The sequence below is a fragment of the Hymenobacter sp. M1-2 genome, assembly GCF_057808495.1.
In genome coordinates, this window is record NZ_JBTYZO010000008.1 from 30,844 (window position 1) to 46,763 (window position 15,920).

15 protein-coding genes are annotated in these 15,920 nt (G+C 55.5%); 11 read left to right on the forward strand and 4 right to left on the reverse strand.

Translation table 11 applies throughout. The features are described from left to right. Positions 1-203: 203 nt before the first annotated feature. The 10 genes from ACYSMN_RS09405 (at position 204) to ACYSMN_RS09450 (ending at position 10,247) form a co-directional block, all read left to right on the forward strand. Positions 204-1,529, forward strand: a complete 1,326-nt coding sequence (locus ACYSMN_RS09405) for a TolC family protein (protein WP_488923613.1) — start codon at positions 204-206, stop codon at positions 1,527-1,529. Between the two features lie 207 nt (positions 1,530-1,736). Then, the gene (locus ACYSMN_RS09410; RefSeq protein WP_488923614.1) at positions 1,737-2,171 is read left to right on the forward strand and encodes a universal stress protein; all 435 of its coding nucleotides are present in this window, start codon (positions 1,737-1,739) and stop codon (positions 2,169-2,171) included. Between the two features lie 105 nt (positions 2,172-2,276). Beyond that, the gene (locus ACYSMN_RS09415) at positions 2,277-3,389 is read left to right on the forward strand and encodes an HlyD family secretion protein (RefSeq protein WP_488923615.1); all 1,113 of its coding nucleotides are present in this window, start codon (positions 2,277-2,279) and stop codon (positions 3,387-3,389) included. A 203-nt stretch (positions 3,390-3,592) separates the two neighbouring features. Continuing rightward, on the forward strand, positions 3,593-5,164 hold the full coding sequence (locus tag ACYSMN_RS09420; protein ID WP_488923616.1) for a DHA2 family efflux MFS transporter permease subunit: 1,572 nt from the start codon (positions 3,593-3,595) through the stop codon (positions 5,162-5,164). 395 nt (positions 5,165-5,559) lie between these two features. Then, complete coding sequence (locus tag ACYSMN_RS09425; RefSeq protein WP_488923617.1) at positions 5,560-6,255, forward strand: bacteriorhodopsin; 696 nt, start codon at positions 5,560-5,562, stop codon at positions 6,253-6,255. Between the two features lie 47 nt (positions 6,256-6,302). Beyond that, the gene (locus ACYSMN_RS09430) at positions 6,303-7,241 is read left to right on the forward strand and encodes a carboxypeptidase-like regulatory domain-containing protein (RefSeq protein WP_488923618.1); all 939 of its coding nucleotides are present in this window, start codon (positions 6,303-6,305) and stop codon (positions 7,239-7,241) included. A 31-nt stretch (positions 7,242-7,272) separates the two neighbouring features. Continuing rightward, on the forward strand, positions 7,273-7,818 hold the full coding sequence (locus ACYSMN_RS09435; RefSeq protein WP_488923619.1) for a BLUF domain-containing protein: 546 nt from the start codon (positions 7,273-7,275) through the stop codon (positions 7,816-7,818). 621 nt (positions 7,819-8,439) lie between these two features. Beyond that, the gene (locus ACYSMN_RS09440) at positions 8,440-8,868 is read left to right on the forward strand and encodes a hypothetical protein (RefSeq protein WP_488923620.1); all 429 of its coding nucleotides are present in this window, start codon (positions 8,440-8,442) and stop codon (positions 8,866-8,868) included. 55 nt (positions 8,869-8,923) lie between these two features. After that, positions 8,924-9,304 carry a hypothetical protein gene (locus ACYSMN_RS09445; RefSeq protein ID WP_488923621.1) on the forward strand — a complete coding sequence of 127 codons (381 nt, stop codon included), beginning with the start codon at positions 8,924-8,926 and terminating at the stop codon, positions 9,302-9,304. 244 nt (positions 9,305-9,548) lie between these two features. Further along, positions 9,549-10,247 carry a carboxypeptidase-like regulatory domain-containing protein gene (locus ACYSMN_RS09450; RefSeq protein ID WP_488923622.1) on the forward strand — a complete coding sequence of 233 codons (699 nt, stop codon included), beginning with the start codon at positions 9,549-9,551 and terminating at the stop codon, positions 10,245-10,247. 184 nt (positions 10,248-10,431) lie between these two features. On the opposite strand, the gene ACYSMN_RS09455 is transcribed toward ACYSMN_RS09450, so the two are convergent. The 3 genes from ACYSMN_RS09455 to ACYSMN_RS09465 all read right to left on the reverse strand — a co-directional run bounded on the left by ACYSMN_RS09455 (position 10,432) and on the right by ACYSMN_RS09465 (position 13,491). Further along, entirely contained in the window at positions 10,432-11,466 is a 1,035-nt protein-coding gene (locus ACYSMN_RS09455) for a hypothetical protein (protein WP_488923623.1), read from the reverse strand. Positions 11,467-11,768: 302 nt separating this feature from the next. After that, positions 11,769-13,106, reverse strand: coding sequence for a TonB family protein (locus ACYSMN_RS09460; protein ID WP_488923624.1), 1,338 nt, complete (start codon positions 13,104-13,106; stop codon positions 11,769-11,771). Then, positions 13,063-13,491 carry a BlaI/MecI/CopY family transcriptional regulator gene (locus ACYSMN_RS09465; RefSeq protein WP_488923625.1) on the reverse strand — a complete coding sequence of 143 codons (429 nt, stop codon included), beginning with the start codon at positions 13,489-13,491 and terminating at the stop codon, positions 13,063-13,065. Before ACYSMN_RS09465 ends, ACYSMN_RS09460 begins: the two co-directional genes overlap by 44 nt. Positions 13,492-13,744: 253 nt before the next feature. Here ACYSMN_RS09465 and ACYSMN_RS09470 point away from each other — a divergent pair, with 253 nt between their 5' ends. Further along, entirely contained in the window at positions 13,745-14,968 is a 1,224-nt protein-coding gene (locus tag ACYSMN_RS09470) for an alpha/beta hydrolase family protein (RefSeq protein WP_488923626.1), read from the forward strand. Positions 14,969-15,546: 578 nt separating this feature from the next. On the opposite strand, the gene ACYSMN_RS09475 is transcribed toward ACYSMN_RS09470, so the two are convergent. Continuing rightward, positions 15,547-15,918, reverse strand: a complete 372-nt coding sequence (locus ACYSMN_RS09475; protein WP_488923627.1) for a hypothetical protein — start codon at positions 15,916-15,918, stop codon at positions 15,547-15,549. Between the last annotated feature and the right edge of the window lie 2 nt (positions 15,919-15,920).

Here is a 15,920-nt window from a genome sequence, read left to right on the forward strand (position 1 = left end):
CTATGCTTAAATATCAGGAATTGATTTTAGGATATCCTGATATTTGAGAAAAACAGCTGCTAGTCGAAATGGTTTTTTGTAAGGCTCAATAAAAATTTATAGCCTCTTGGAAGCCTTAAATGAGGTTCTTAAGGAAATTAAAGTCCTTTTAATGCTTTGGCACGTCATTGGGATACGCCGCGTCACCAACAAGCTGTACCCCGATGCTCTTTCGATCCTTATTTGCTGTTTCACTTCTGCCGCTCGGCTTGCTGACAACTCCTAGTTCAGCTCAAGCCCAGGGGCCAGTGCTGACCGATTCGCTGACGCTCGACGGTACCATCCGGGCCGTGCTGGAGGCTAATCCGGCCATCACTTCACTCGAAGAAGAAGTAAACGCCGCTACCAGCCGCGTGACTCAATCGCGGGGCGGTTTCCTACCGCAGATAACGGGTACTGCCACCTACACCCGTATCGACCCCGTAGTGAAGGTGCAGATAACGCCCGAAGCACCTGCTTTTCAGTTCGCCCCCAACAACAACTACGATGCCCACATCACGCTGCAATACGGGCTAGTGGATTTCGGTAAAAAAGACGCGGCCTATAACCTAGCCGAAGGCCGCCGCCTGACGGCCGTAGACCAAATCACGGTGACGCGCCGTGACTTGGCGTACTCAGCGGCGCAGGCCTACTATAATATTCTGTTTGTGCGGGAGAGCATCAAGGTGCAAGATGCCCAGATTGCTTCTTTGCAAGCCCACCAACGCGAAATGGAAAGGCGAGTGCAAGGCGGAGTAAGCACCAAATTCGACGTCACAACCACGCAAGTGCGCATCACGCAGGCACAAAACGTGAAGATTGACCTCGAAAATCAGTTGCGTAATCAACAGGTGCAACTCGCTCGGCTGCTACACAAGCCCGAGTACGTGGATGTGCCCGTGCGGGGCGCTTTCGCCTACCAGCCGCAAACCGTGGACCTGAATACGGCCCTCGCTCAAGCCACCGAAAACCGGCCCGAGGTGAAGCTAGCCCGCGACGCCGAAAATACCGCCAACCTGAACCTGAAGGTGATTGAGCGGGCCAACACGCCGATTCTTGGGGTTGGCGCGCAGCTCGGCGGCAAGAACGGCTATCTGCCCAACCTCGATAAGTTTCGCCCCAATTCGGTGGGCGTGGTGCAGCTTTCGGTGCCAATTTATGATGGCAACAAAAATAAAAACCAGCGAGTGGAGGCGCTAGCCAACATCCGTGGCACCCAGGCCCGCACCCAGGACACGCAAGAGCAAATCCGGTCCGATGTGCGGCAGGCAGTCAACAACATGCAGTCCAGCACGGCCCGCTACGACAACGCTCAGCTTCAAATCAGCCAGGCTTCCGAAGCCCTAACCCGCGCCCGTGCCCGCTACCGCTATCAAGTAGGTACCAATTTGGACGTGCTAGACGCCGAAACTTCCCTAGCCCAAGCCCGTCTGGCCCGCCTGCAAGCCATCTACAACTACACGCTCGGCCAGTACCAACTCAAACGCGCCACCGGCGAGCAGTTTTTTTGATGCTTTTTGATGTGCTGATTTCTTGATGTGCTAATGTGCTGTAAGGTCAGGGATTAGTGGAACGATGAGCACCATCCAAGCCTCTTCTCGCACAGAGTCCCACCAAGCACAAACAAGGTCCATCGTCACATCAAGGAAAGAATAAGCACATCAACCCATTAGCACATTAGCACATCAAGAAATCAGCACATCAAAAAGCATCAACCCATGAACCTCGCCACTGTCCTTTGTCCGGTTGATTTTTCGGAGGCTACCGGGCCGCTGGTTGCGTATGCTGCGGCGTTGGCGGCGGGTACCGGGGCGGAGCTGCGAATCTTGCACGTGCTGGAGCCTCAGCCGGCCTTGGAGGGACTTCCCGACCTGGAGCGCGCCCAGCAACTGGCGCATTACCATGCGCTGGCCGAGCAGGCGGGAGCCCGCGTAAGCACTATCGTTTTGCATTCCGCCGACGTCGCGCAGGAAATAGTAGCCGAGGCTCGGCGTCATTCCGCCGACCTTATTGTTATCGGAGCCCACGGCCAAACCGGAATCAACCGGTTCCTGATGGGCAATACGGCCGAGGTAGTGGTGCGCACGGCTCCGTGCGTCACGCTGCTCGTGAAATCTCCGGCCGATGCCAGGACCTACCGCGCGTCGGCCTGATGCTCAGCAATTACTCGGGGCTGATTTAGAGGAGAAGACTCTCTTCCGCTCCGAGACCCTTACCACGTAGAAACAAGCAACCAGAAACCACACACTCCTTTACATATGGCAACTCCCGTTCAACAAGACCCGGCCGTAGCTACTCCTCCCGTGGCAACTCCCGCCTACGAACCGGCCGTGGAAGAGCAGTCAGCGGGCCGTTCCAAGCGCCCCGTTATTCTCGTCATCGTGGCGCTGGTGCTACTCGTGGGCGGCTATTTCGGCTGGCAGGCGTATCAGTTTGCCCAGGCGCACGAAGAAACCGACGATGCCCAAGTGGAAGGCGACGTATATCCGATTCTGCCCCGCGTGGGTGGCCCCGTGCTGGAAGTGAAAGTGACTGACAACCAGCCCGTGAAGAAAGGCGACGTGCTCGTCGTGCTTGATGCCGCCGACTATCAGCAGCGCGTGAATGCCGCCGAAGCTGCCCTCGCCGCGGCTAAAGCCAACGTGGTGGCGGCCCGTGCCGGCGTGGGTACGGCCCAAGCCAACGTGAGCACTGCTCAAGCCTCTATCGGTGTGAGCGACGCCACCCGTGCCCGCCTCGAAAAAGACTTGCAGCGTAGTGCCTTCCTGCGCAAAGAAGACATCATTCCGCAGAGCGAGTACGATGCCGTGCAGTCCAACCTCAAATCGACTAGCGCGCAACGGACCACGGCCCAGCAGCAGGTGCGCGTGGCGCAGCAGCAAGTAGCCGCGGCACGCCAGCAAGTAGCCGTAGCCGAAGCCGTAGTGAAACAGCGCCAAGCCGACCTCGACAACGCTAAGTTGCAACTGAGCTACACCACTGTTACGGCGCCCGGCAATGGCGTAGTAAGCAAGAAAAACGTGCAGCCCGGCCAAGTTATCCAGCCCGGCCAGCAGCTGATGGGGCTGGTAGCATCGGAGCGCACTTGGGTGGTGGCTAACTTCAAAGAAACGCAGCTGGAAAACATGAAAGTGAACCAGCCCGTGACCGTAGAAGTGGATGCTTACCCGCACGAAGAATTCTCCGGCCACATCGAGTCGTTGTCGGCCGCTACGGGTGCCCGTTTTGCCTTGCTGCCCCCCGATAATGCTTCCGGCAACTTCGTGAAAGTGGTGCAGCGCGTGCCCGTCAAGATTGTGCTCGACAAAGTAGACCCCGACCACCCGCTGCGCGCCGGTATGAGCGTGAAGGCCACCGTGGCAGTCAAGTAACAGCCCATTGCTTGGTGAGGCCGTGCTGCTTACGTCCGCTATTTCATGGCACGTAAGCAACGCTGGTCCTGCTGAGCAACAAATGGTTTCGTTCCGACTCATCGTTCAACGACGGGCGCATAACGGCGTTCTTACTCAACTAACAGGCGTGTACTACGCCACCAACCGGGCGCGTACCACGCGCTCCTACCCCGGGCGACTCTATGGAATCAGGCGCTAAAAAATGGATTATTGTGGCGACGGTGGTGCTTTGCACCTTGCTGGAGCTCATTGATACTAGCATCGTCAACGTGGCCCTAACCCAGATGATGGGTAACCTGTCGGCCACTCTTTCGGAAGTGAGCTGGGTTATTGCGGCCTACGCCATTGCCAACGTGATAGTGGTGCCGCTGACCGGCTTTTTGTCGGAGCAGTTTGGGCGGCGCAACTACTTTGGCTTTTCGGTGGTGCTGTTTACGCTGGCGTCTATTGCCTGCGGCCAAAGCACAAATATCTGGGAGTTGGTGGCCTTCCGTTTCATTCAGGGCATTGGGGGCGGAGCGCTTATGGCCACTTCCCAGTCCATTCTGATTGACACGTTCCCGCCCAAACAATTGCCCTTGGGGCAAGCTTTGTTCGGCATGGGCGTTATCATTGGGCCTACCATCGGCCCTACGCTGGGCGGCTACATCGTGGAGAATTACTCCTGGCCCTGGATTTTCTACGTCAATATACCGGTAGGCATTCTGGCCACCATCTGCACCTTCTCCTTCATTGAGGACCCCGAACGGCTACGCGGCCTTATCCCGCGGCCCTTGCGGGAGCTGGATTGGCTCGGCATTTTTCTGCTGATTCTGGGCGTGGGTTCCTTGCAATTTGTGCTTGAAAAAGGCGAAACCGAGGACTGGTTCGAATCCAGCCTCATCAACACGTTCAGCGCCTTCTCTGTCATCGGCATTGTGGGCTTCATCTGGCGCGAACTCACAGCCAGCAACCCCATCGTGGACTTGCGGGTGCTTACCCGTAGCCGCAACCTGGCAATAGGCGCCATCCTGTCGTTTATCCTGGGCTTTGGGCTGTTTGCTTCGGTGTTCATCTTCCCCATCTTCACGCAACGCATTCTCGGCTTCACGGCGGCGCAAACCGGGCTGCTGCTTTTGCCGGGCGCGTTGGTGTCGGGCTTCATGATGCCCATGATTGGGCGGGCTTTGCAAGCGGGCGTACCGCAGAAATACATGCTGCCCTTCGGGTTTGGTATCTTCTTCCTGTTCACGTTTTGGATGAGCCTGAAGATTTCGCCCACGGCCGGCGAAGAGGATTTCTTCTGGCCGTTGATTTTACGTGGAGTGGGACTGGGGCTGCTGTTCCTGCCGATTACTACCATGTCGTTGCAGGGGCTGCGCGGCAAAGACGGGGCGCAGGCAGCGGGCCTCACGGGTATGCTGCGCCAGCTGGGCGGCTCGTTCGGCGTGGCCATTGTGGGCACGTACGTAGAGCGCAACTTGGCTTTCAACCGGGTGGCGCTGCTGCCCAACATTTCGCTCTACGACTCGGAAACGCAGCAGCGTATACAAGCCTTCACTCAAAATTTCCTGAGCAAGGGCTTCTCTTTCCTGCAAGCCCAGCAGCAAGCCTACGCGGCTCTCGAAGGCGGCCTCATCAAGCAAGCTTCACTCATCACTTATGCCCAGACGTTCACCATGCTCGGGCTCTTTTTCCTGGGCTGTTTGCCGCTCATCCTGCTTGTCAAGCGGGCCCAAAGTGCTGGTAAGATAGACCTCAACGCCGCGCATTAACTATTAGCGGCTAACTTAGAAAAAGGCGGCTCCTTTTGGGAAGGCCGCCTTTTTTGTGTAATTCATCAAGGCTGGAGGTACTTCCTGTTTGGTATGGGGATTAATACTTAAATATCTAATTATAAACCCTTATTTATTGTGCTTGATTAACTCGCATTAGTCTGATAATCATATAATTGATGGTAAAGCGTGCATTAGTATATCGCGTAAGCACATCAACAAATAGTGGAAAAAACAGTAGTAAAAAGTGCCTCTCTCTATTCTGGAGAGCAGGGTTTTCATTACGTGTTTCTATGCCCCACATTTTACTTCTTCAAGTACCAAAGCAAGTCGTTGCTGCTACGGCTCCGTTGGCCGTTGGCAGCGATTTAGTGGCTTCTACCTTCTTTTTCAGCATGTTCGCTCTGCTGGGCGGGGCAGTGTTTTTCTTTCTGGAAAGGCCCAATGTGCCTCGTCGCTGGCACGTCAATCTCACGGTAGCAGGTATTATTTGCCTCATCGCGGGCATTAGTTACCATTACATGCAGGGCATCTATCTCAACCAGGGAGTGTCGCCCACGCAGTTCCGCTACATTGACTGGCTGTTTACGGTGCCGCTGATGTGCACGCAGTTTTACTTGCTGCTGCGGCCCGCGGGTGCCCGCCCCGCTTCGTTGGTACGGCTGCTTATAAGTGGCTTCTGGATGATAGGATTCGGTTATTTCGGCGAAGCCACCAATGCCTACTGGTCTATTGTGTGGGGCTCGGTTTCCTCACTTGGCTATTTGGTCATTCTCTACGAAGTGTGGTTTGGACCACTAGCCAAGCTCGCCGACCGTTCCGGCAACGAAGAAGTGGTCCGTGCTTTCACTTACCTCAGCTACTTCGTGCTCATTGGCTGGGCTGTGTACCCGCTCGGCTACATGACCATTCCTTTCAACGTGTTCGAAACTGTCGGCCTGAATCGCGACCTGATCTACAACTTCGGCGACGTAGTGAACAAGCTCGGCTTCGGTTTGGTGGTCTACGTGATGGCCCGTAAGGCGGCCCGGCTCAAGAAAATCCGCGCCGCCAGCCGCCAGCGCCGCCTCAGCGACTTGACTCCCGCCTAGCCCACCATTTTCATGGGCCTTCTTTATTGCCTTTTAAGCAACTTCCAATGAATACTGACCTATCGGCTACCCCCTTCGACCCCATGACGGGCGACTTGCTGCCCGATTATCGTGAACTCTACCTGCACGGTAGTTTGCCGCCAGATATGCAGCAAACCGTGGAAGAGTATTTAAAGCGCAGCCCCGTCCAGACCAACATCGTGATGGGCCGCTACCACCAATTGGCCACTGAGGCCAAACGCAAAGACCAGACCTTCGTGCCGCCGCAATGGGTGCAGCAGCAATTGATGTTTCAGCCGTCGGTATCGGCGGCTGGTCCATTGCGCCGGCCTGCGGTGCGGGCAGCTTTAGGAGTGGTGGTGGTGCTGTGCGGTGCCAGCGTAGTGCAATGGATCCGAAACGAACCTCTGGTGCCAGCTCCCGTGGTAGAAGCCGTAACTATTGCTGCCACTTCCGTCAGCCATGTTACGCAAAGCCTGGCCCGCGAGGGACTAGCCACCTTGCACATCACCGAAGCTCCCAAGCCAGAACCTGAGTCCAAACCCAAGCCAACCGTAGCCGCTACTAAGCCAGTGCGCACGACTCGCGCCGCGCCAGCCTACGATGCCGTACGCCCGGAACCCGTGAGCCCAACTAGCGCCCGAACCATAGCCGTTATGCTCACTGATACCACTGCATCCGTTGCGAGTGCGGCTGCCGAAGCCAGCGCTAATATGGAAGCCAACTCCGCGCGAAAAGGCGTGGTGCGGGGGCGCATTTTCAACCAGGAAGGCGAGCCATTAGTAGGAGCTACTGTACTGGTCGTTGGCAGCAAAAATGCCACGAGCACCAACGCCAACGGCGAGTACACGCTAGAAGTGCCTGCGGGGGCGCTGCTGCAATTTGGCTACGCGGGCTGTACCGATATCGTGCTGCGCTGCCGTCTCAACGAGACGCTCGACGTGACGCTGGAAGGTGAGCGTCAGCGCCGTCGAGCCTCGCTGTAAATCTTCCGTTTTCTGTCTTACTGCATCTGCCATGTACTGCATTGTCTATCTAAGCGTAGCCACCAGGCCTTTTGAGGAAATAGAGCTGCGCGAGCTGCTAGTACGCTGGCGCATGCACAACCACCGCCGCGACATCAGCGGGGTGTTGCTTTACGGCGATGATGGCAACATCATGCAAGTGCTGGAAGGAAAACAAGCCACCGTGGAAACAGTGTTTGCTCAGATTGAGCAAGATTGCCGCCACCGCAACGTGGTAAAGGTGGCCGATGGACCCGTGCCCACGCGCGTATTCGCCGACTGGTCCATGGGTTTCCGGCCGGTGTCTAGGGTGGAGTTTGAGCGGCTTAGTGGCTATTTAGACCTCAATGCTCCCAATTTCCTGGCGCCTCATGCCGCGAGCCATAAAAAGCCACCAGTTATGCTGCGGGCATTGCTACAGGATTTCGTAGCGGCCATGCCTGCCCCATCTATTTGGGATTCTGCCCCGGAGCCGCACAAACCTTCCGCTCCCGTTGTGGGGCGCCCACCCGGGCCTTTTCCAATTGCGAGTACCCGGCTCAATTCCTACATGGCTTGAGTTCAACAACAAGAGCACCTAAAGCAAAGCCTACCCCTCTATAGAAGGGTAGGCTTTGCTTTGGGTAGGCTGTGGGTGCAGACACTATTTACCCCGCTAGCTGGGATGTTCTAACCAGCATAAGCGCTTTTTACACGGTTAAGTAGCATTGGAGGAGCTCCGGGAGCAGCTTTACACAAAACATGTGTCGTTCTTCTGAGACTGTAAAAAGCCAGGTACACATCAAAACCATCAATGGCTAACCCCCCTGGGCTTAGCTATTCGTTTTTTACAGGGAGTAAAACAGAGAGTTGCATTGCTCTTCTAGTAATTAAATATGAGTATAGTTCAAAAATAAAGCCTTTTAAGGTTTGTTGGCTGTCGGTTGTTGAGTACCAATTATTACAAAATAAGCGCTTTGGTAAGCTGAACAGAAAAGGTTTTTTACATCCCTGACTTCATAAAATAATGAGTGATGTCATCTTTTTTCACCAGTCAAAATTTAATGTTCATCTCCCATTTTAGATCGTTTGTCTAAACGCTGGAAAATTTGTTTAATGTTCTATGTCCAAAAGTTAAACAAAGGAAAGCCACTGCCGTACAAGCATCACCTGTCCAATCCAGGTATCTGTGCCACGCTTTATGAATATTCCATTTCTCAGTCGTCTGCAGGCTCTCGCCAAACCAAGTGTTTCATCGGCTGATGGCACTTCGTTGGCGCAGGCCAAAGCTACTGTGGAAGCTGTGCGGGCTGCACTACCGGAATTGCTGGCCGTGGCAGTCATCGATATTGAAAGTGGGCAGGCATTGGCGGCACACAGTAGCTTGCCGAGCTTTTCGCCCGTCAAAGCAGCTCCTTACAACGCCGAAATAATTCGCCAAAAACGCCGGGCCTTGGAAGTATTGGCGCTGGCCGACGAAAAAATTGAGGACATCCTCGTTACGCTCCACGAGCAATTGCACCTACTGCGCGTCAGCCCCGACGACCAACGGCTGCTGTATCTGGCTGTAAGCAGCCAGGACACTAATCTGGCCGTCGCCCGCGACGTGCTGCGGGCCCACAGCAACTGATTGCCATTCTTTTCCGCTCTTTCACTCATTTTGTCGTTTTCACCTTTACCCAAGCATGGCGTACTCTACTAATAATCCAGCTGGTCAGGCCATCCAGAACATCATCAACGACTTACCTCAACTGATTGCCGTCGCCATTGTCGACACCCAGTCGGGTATGGCACTAGCTTCGCACAGCAACTCCCCTACGCTCAACCCAGAAACGGCGGCGGCTTACAACACAGAGGTGGTAAAGCAGAAGCAAAAAGCTATGACGGCGCTGAAACTGACCAACGAAACCATTGATGACATTCTCATTACGCTCACCAACCAAATCCACCTCATCAATTTGGTAGACGGTGGCAAGAAATTCATCTACTTGGCCGTGAACTCACGGGATACCAATTTGGCCATTGCCCGCGACGTCCTACGCCAGCAGGTAGACCTACTCAAGTAGTTGCCGCTCGGTTTGCCGCCTTCTTGCTACCGGCGTTAAGATTCTCCTCATACGATTACCACCTCGCTTACAGCACCAATTAGGCGCTTGTATAGCTCTTTGGTGCCTTTGCTCTTTGATAAGTTAAGGCTGCTGGCCTAACTCCAAAACCACATACAACACCCGCTTTTGAGAAAGAGCAGACCGATTTTAACTTTTAAAATCCGTCTTCTCAGCTCAGTCCCCAACCTAAATCCTTACCGTTATGAGACTTACTGCTTCCCCTTTCGACCCGACCACAGGAGCATTGCTTCCCGTGTACCGCGATGCCTACCTGCGCGGTGACCTGACGTCGCGGAACACCACAGCCGTGGACGCCTATCTCAAGAAGAACCGCCATTTGGCCGACGATACGCTGCGTCGTTTCTACGACATGAAGCAGGAAGGCGAGCAAGTGCGACCCATTGGCTGGGTGCACCGTCAGATCGAGCTGATTCGCACGGAACCCCAGCGTTTCCGTCGCCGAGCTGCTTCACTGGTGGCTGGGGCTGCGCTGGTGGCGGGCGCTTCTATGGCTACTAGCCTACCCCGCTTGCCCACCGAGTTGCCTACCACCACGGAACTCGCCGATCTAAATTCAGCTGATTTAAGCTCGACCGAGACCAACGTAGCCAGCTTGCGCATGGTAACGGTACGTGGCCGCATCCTCGACGAAAACGGCCGCCCGCTGGTTGGGGCCACCGTCCTCGACAAGCTTTCCGGCCAAGGTGTGGGCACCGATGCTAACGGTAATTACACCTTGCAGGTGCCAGAGACGCAAGCTAAGAAACTGCATTTCGGGTACGGCGGCTACGCCGATGAAGAAATTCAGCTTAATGGCAGCTACACCCAGAACGTAACGCTGGTACCCCGCAAGCAGTTGGAAGCCACACCCAAGCAGCATCGCCGCTGGCTGTTCTTTTAAGCAGAGCGCGGAACAGCTACTTAAGTCCGCTGCTGGTCAGCACAGAGCTAATCGGTTGGGTGTATCTTAAAATAAAGCTATTCTCTATTTTTACATAAGCATAAACATAGGCACAAAAAAGGTCCGCAGATTCTGTCTGCGGGCCTTTTTTGTGCTTGAGGAGTATTCGCAAACGGCTTTGTTCTTACTGGTACTGCACGTACAAAGGCTTGGGCGTGAGCTCCGCTAATACTTCCTTAGGGGTCATCAGGTGCGAGCCTTTGGGCTTGATGTCGTACTCGTAGAAAAGCTTAAAGCCAGTGTACTGCACGGGCTGCTTTTGAATGTAAGCTTTGTACGAATCCTTTTTCAACGTTGGGTCGCCCCAGCCGTCCATGTGCATCACAATCTGTACGCGCGGGTCGAGCTTGATGTTTTTGTAGTTCGTAATCATGCCCTGCGTGAAGCGGTGGACGGTCAGTACCTTGGGCGGGAGCTTGTTCTCACTCACGATACGCGCCAAAAAGTTTACCGTGTAGTTCACGTCCTTGGCATCGTAGGTGCCGATTTTCTTGCCTGGCCGTACGCCTTTGGTCTGCATAGCAAACTCCGGGTCGATGCCCAGGTGCACGATGGGGTCTTTGAGGTAGGGCTCCAACTTGGGTAGCTCGTGCTCCAAGTCACTGAGGCCCACTTGCACATCCAGAAACAAGATGCACTTGTGCTCCTTGGCCCAGGAAATAACTTCCTCAATGGTGGCTTTGGAGTTCATCAAGCGATACTTCTTGTCGGCACCGGCGGCACCCTGGGCCGTAATGGTGACGTTGTGCAGGGCCGGCTGCACGGGAATGCTCGGGTCGGCATCCTGCCATTCCTTCAGCACTTTTTCAAACTTGCGGAACATCTGCTCCTTCGGCTCCCGGCCCAGAATACCCATGCCCTTTGCCCGGATATTGCCATAAAATGCCACAATGCGTTTGCCCGGCAGAATGGCGCCCGGCAACTGTCCATTGGCTTTCACGATGGAGTCGGCTTTGAGCGAGTCGCGGCGCATGGCGTCGCGCTTGAGCTTCAGGGTGTCCACTACAGTCGCCTTAGTAGTATCGGCAGCGACAACTGGCTTTTTCGAATCGGGGCTGGAGCCGGAACCGCAGCCGGGTAAGGTGGTGAGGGAGAGGGCTAAGCCCAGGGAAGCGAGCAACGGGGCCGTCAGGCTGGTTGCAGTCCGAAAGTAAGACACTGAAAAGAAACTGCTTGAAGTCGAAAAAGAGCCCCGAAGTTAGGGCCTTTTCACGAAGAATAGAGGAGCTGCGGCGCTTTTTACAACAATCCAGATCAGCTCATACCTAAGCCGGAAATCAGATGGATTGCACGGTCGGAAGATGATGAGCAAAAAGAATCCACTACACCGTTAAGCCCAAAAACTGTTCTGCCAACGCAAAAACCTTGGTATGAACAACTAAGAAAACGCTGCAATCCACGAAAAAGCCACCACCTGGAGCAGACCAAGTAGTGGCTTTTATATTGGCTCGAAGACTATATCTACGGCGCGAATGATATGGGGATGGTATAGCTCACGGCAACGGGCTTGCCATCCTGCTGGCCGGGAGTCCAGCGGCCTGGCAGCTCTTGCACCGCCTTCAGGGCTTGTGCTTCCAGGTCGCGGGCCGCTTGCTCTTGGCCTGGAGGTGGGGTGAGGCCTTTCATGACCTTAGCATCTTGCACTGTTCCATCGGCGGCTACGATAAAACTAATGAGCACTTGCCCTTTCAGATCCGCTGTTTTAGCCGTAGCAGGGTAGCGTATTGCTTTGCCAATATCATTGAGTAGTCGTACCTGACCACCTTCATATTCTGGCATTGTTTCGACGGAGTTATAAACGACAGGTGGTGGGGGCGGGGGCGCTACTTGGGCGCTGGAAGTGGCAGTAGCAGTAGCTGGTACCGGAGACTGAGTAGCCTGCTCGCAGGCCACCACGAAGAGAAGCGCGGCACTTACCGGCAGCAGTAGCCACTGCTTCCAGCGGCGGGCGGGAGATGGGGAAGTAAGCATACGGATTCGGGAAAGGGTGAAAGACTGAGTGAAAGAATGGACAAGTGGTAAGTCGGGATGAAGCTGGCGCAGAGCGAGCCGCGCCAGCAGGGAGGAATAGGTAGTGGCGGCCGTGGCTTCCTGGCGGAGGGCTGCCTGATCGGCTAGAAACTCGTGGGTGAGTTCCAGCGCCCGCGGAAACAAGTGCACGAAAGGATTCGGCCAAAGCAGGGCCCGCACTAGCTCCAGGCTCAACCGCTCCACCGAATGGCCTTGCTGCACGTGCGCTACTTCGTGGTGCAGCACCTGCGCAGCTTCAACGGTACTAAGTGGCGCCGTTTCGTCCCAGAACACCCAGCGCCCAAAAGAACTAATGGGGCGTCGGCCGGCGGTATACACGAGCGTGTAGCCAGTCCGCCGCTCTTGAGGCCAGGTGCGGGTGGTCAGCCAAATGCCGGTTAGCTGCCAACCCAACCGCGCTAATAGCACCAATGCACCTGCCCAATACAGTAGTAGTGCTCCGCTAGACCAACTGTTGGCGGTGGCTAACTCAGCGGCCTGCACGGTTACACCTGGCAGTAAGCCTCCCGAAAGCAAGCTAGTGGGGCCAGGATCTAAGTGCCAACCAGGTAGCCACTTCCCAAGCCAGGGTGCGGCTATGGTTAGTAGCTGCGGCAGCAACAACGCTAGCCATGGTGCCCCGAGCAGCAAGCGGCGGTTGTACTGGAAGAACCGTTCTTGCCGCAGTAGCCCGCGGTAGAGCAACCAACAGCCGCCGAGCAGCAGCGTGCTTTGCAATAGCCAGCTAAGCAGAGCGGCCGGTGTCGTTGGCAGGAGGGAGGGTATCATCGCTGAGGGGATTAGAAGGTGAATCCTGCTGGGCGTGACGCAGCAGTTCTTCTAGCTGCCGGGCATCAAGGTTTTCCTCTTTGGCGAAGAAAGAAATCAAGCGGCTGAAGGAGCCTGCGAAGTGGCCGCCGAGCAGCTTACGGAGCGAGAAGCGGCGGTAAGCATCCTGGGCGACTAGTGCGTGGTAGCGGTGGGTACGCCCAAATGCCTCGTGGCCCACGAAGCCCTTCTGCTCCAGAATGCGGATGATGGTGGAGACCGTGTTGTATGCTGGCGATGGGGCCGGTAGCTCAGCTAAGACTTCCTTCACGAAGGAGGGCCCTCGCTGCCAAAGTACTTGCATCACTTGCTCCTCCGCACGGGTGAGTTCCGGGAAATTGTCCATTTGTTGGTGAATGGCTGGTTGATATTGTTGCTGTGCTGTTTGGTTACACAGCAGCATAAAGGCAGTATTGATGTGATGAATGTACAACTAACAATTTAGTTGTACAACTAAATTGTTAGTTAAAAGGAAATAGTCTTTCCAAATACTCTCAAAGCCATTTGTTGGGCTACCATTGCACTTGGCAGCGGCCTACGAAATCTTTTGGCGGCGTTGGTGTTATGAGATACCGTTCGTTCCTCCTACCGATTTCTACATGCTCCGTACCCGTTTCTCCTTTCACCTTGCGCGCCTGCTCACGTTGGGCTGGCTGAGTTTTAGCCTAGTTGCCAGCACAAGTTGCGCCAAGGAAACCTCCGCCACGCCGGCCACTCCCACGCCGCCGGCCGCTCCCGAAACTCGTCTGCTCAGCAGCACGCTCATCGGTGAATACAGTAGCTCGGAGCTAGCCAGCCGGGTGTCGAACATTCCCATTGCGGGGGCGTTGGTCCGCTACCCGATCCGGGTGTACCGCCTCACGTACACCACGCCGGGCACCAACGGTCAAGCCGTGACGGCGTCGGGGGCGTTGCTGGTGCCGGTGGGCGCACCAGCGCTGCCGCTGCTCAGCTACCAGCACGGCACTATCCGGCCCGATGATGAAAACCGAGCCCCATCATACTACAGTACCAACAGTGAGGTATATTCGGTGGTGTCGGTACTGGCCTCCACCGGCTACGTGGTGTCGGTACCGGACTATATTGGTTACGGCGCTTCCAAGAATCTGCCGCACCCGTATGAGCACGGTGCTTCGCTGGCTTCGGCTTCGCTGGATATGCTGCGGGCGGCGCGGGAGTTTTGCCAGCAAAAACAGGTGTCTACCAACGCTAAAAACTTCCTGCTGGGCTATTCCGAAGGTGGCTACGCTACCATGGCGCTGCACAAGCTGATGGAGGAGAAGAATTACCCTAACCTCAGCGTAACAGCTAGCGCACCTGGTGCTGGTGCCTACCACAAAACCGCCTTCGCCGACTACATCCTCAGCTCCACCCGGCCGCTCAATTTCCTAAGCACCTACGTTTGGGTGCTCGATACTTACAACCGCGTGTACGGACTCAACCGGCCCCTGACCTACTACTACAATCAGCCCTGGGCCAGCCAACTGCAAGCGAATCCGTTCAGTGAAGTGCCCGAGCAGGCACAAGAGCTGTTTGCGGCCCCGTTCCGCCAGGCCGTGCTCAACAAAACGGACGCCCCACTGCTCGCCGCCTTCCGCGACAACGACATTTACGATTGGAAGCCGCGCGCCCCACTGGCCCTCTTCCACGGCACCGCCGACGACTACGTACCCTACTTCAACTCCGAGGATGCCTACCGCGCCATGCGTGCCCGTGGTGCCAACCAAGTCGAGCTGCGTCCTATTCAGGGCGGCAACCATTTCACTTCTGTGCCGCAGTACACGCTAGAAGCACTGGCATTCATCACGCAATACCAACAGTAGCATCGCGAAGCTTGCGCCTCCGCTCATTTAGCAGTTACTTATAAAACGCAGAGTGCCGGTTCTTTTCCTGTAGAGAAGGAACTGGCATTCTGTTTTGTGGCAATTAAGTTCTTTTAAGAAGCCGCCAACATATTTAACGGCTTCTTAAAATAGTTTCAATACTTTATTTCGGGTAGAGCTATAGCTTTCGTACCGCAGCCCCATCAGGGCGACATGTCGGTAGTACAGACGAAATGAAAATAAACAAGCTCCAGCAGAGCGATATCCGGTAGCCGGGTGTCGCTCTGCTGGAGCTTGTAAAATAGAGGGCAGAGGTTTTCTACGATATGTCGCCCTGCCGGGGCTGGTGAAATGAGGAAGTTACCAACTCAAATGGAAACGTGGCCGCATAGCGGCTTGAGGTATGTAGATCGGGATTTATAAAAAAAACCCGCGCCGCGTAGCGGTGCCAGAGACGCCGGCCAACCTGGCACCGCTACGCGGCGCGGGACATTCTACAGACCTCAAACTACACACCTTAGGCCGCTATGCGGCCACGTCCTCATTTGCGTTGGCTATTTTGCTTGCCGCTGCCGGGGTTATCTAGGATTTGAAGCCGAGGTTGTGGCCGGCACGAAGGCGTTGAGCGTCCAGGCGCCGGCTAGGGCAGCCAGTCCGCCTACTAGGCCGCCAACTATAGCGGTGACTAATACCAACAGCCAAGTATTACCGCCCAGTGGCAGAAGCTGCGCCACGCGGTGCGCGAGCAAGCCGTTGTTTTGCGCGCTCAGCCAACCAGCCAGCATCAACCAACCTAACCCGATGCCGAGAAAGCCGGCCAAGAAGGCCCGGCCGCCCGTCCCGCCGCGCCAGGCGGCCAGCAGAAAGCAAAGCGGCGTAATCACCCACCAAGGCAGGAAAAACTGGGCGAGTGCAGCCAGCAGTAAAATCAGGAGAAAGAGGATCATCATGT

Bases quoted from the DNA above. Each gene is read 5' to 3' on its own strand.
- ACYSMN_RS09405 (WP_488923613.1), top strand. From the start codon at position 204: ATGCTCTTTCGATCCTTATTTGCTGTTTCACTTCTGCCGCTCGGCTTG.
- ACYSMN_RS09410 (WP_488923614.1), top strand. From the start codon at position 1,737: ATGAACCTCGCCACTGTCCTTTGTCCGGTTGATTTTTCGGAGGCTACC.
- ACYSMN_RS09415 (WP_488923615.1), top strand. From the start codon at position 2,277: ATGGCAACTCCCGTTCAACAAGACCCGGCCGTAGCTACTCCTCCCGTG.
- ACYSMN_RS09420 (WP_488923616.1), top strand. From the start codon at position 3,593: ATGGAATCAGGCGCTAAAAAATGGATTATTGTGGCGACGGTGGTGCTT.
- ACYSMN_RS09425 (WP_488923617.1), top strand. From the start codon at position 5,560: ATGTTCGCTCTGCTGGGCGGGGCAGTGTTTTTCTTTCTGGAAAGGCCC.
- ACYSMN_RS09430 (WP_488923618.1), top strand. From the start codon at position 6,303: ATGAATACTGACCTATCGGCTACCCCCTTCGACCCCATGACGGGCGAC.
- ACYSMN_RS09435 (WP_488923619.1), top strand. From the start codon at position 7,273: ATGTACTGCATTGTCTATCTAAGCGTAGCCACCAGGCCTTTTGAGGAA.
- ACYSMN_RS09440 (WP_488923620.1), top strand. From the start codon at position 8,440: ATGAATATTCCATTTCTCAGTCGTCTGCAGGCTCTCGCCAAACCAAGT.
- ACYSMN_RS09445 (WP_488923621.1), top strand. From the start codon at position 8,924: ATGGCGTACTCTACTAATAATCCAGCTGGTCAGGCCATCCAGAACATC.
- ACYSMN_RS09450 (WP_488923622.1), top strand. From the start codon at position 9,549: ATGAGACTTACTGCTTCCCCTTTCGACCCGACCACAGGAGCATTGCTT.
- ACYSMN_RS09460 (WP_488923624.1), bottom strand. From the start codon at position 13,106: ATGATACCCTCCCTCCTGCCAACGACACCGGCCGCTCTGCTTAGCTGG.
- ACYSMN_RS09465 (WP_488923625.1), bottom strand. From the start codon at position 13,491: ATGGACAATTTCCCGGAACTCACCCGTGCGGAGGAGCAAGTGATGCAA.
- ACYSMN_RS09470 (WP_488923626.1), top strand. From the start codon at position 13,745: ATGCTCCGTACCCGTTTCTCCTTTCACCTTGCGCGCCTGCTCACGTTG.
- ACYSMN_RS09475 (WP_488923627.1), bottom strand. From the start codon at position 15,918: ATGATGATCCTCTTTCTCCTGATTTTACTGCTGGCTGCACTCGCCCAG.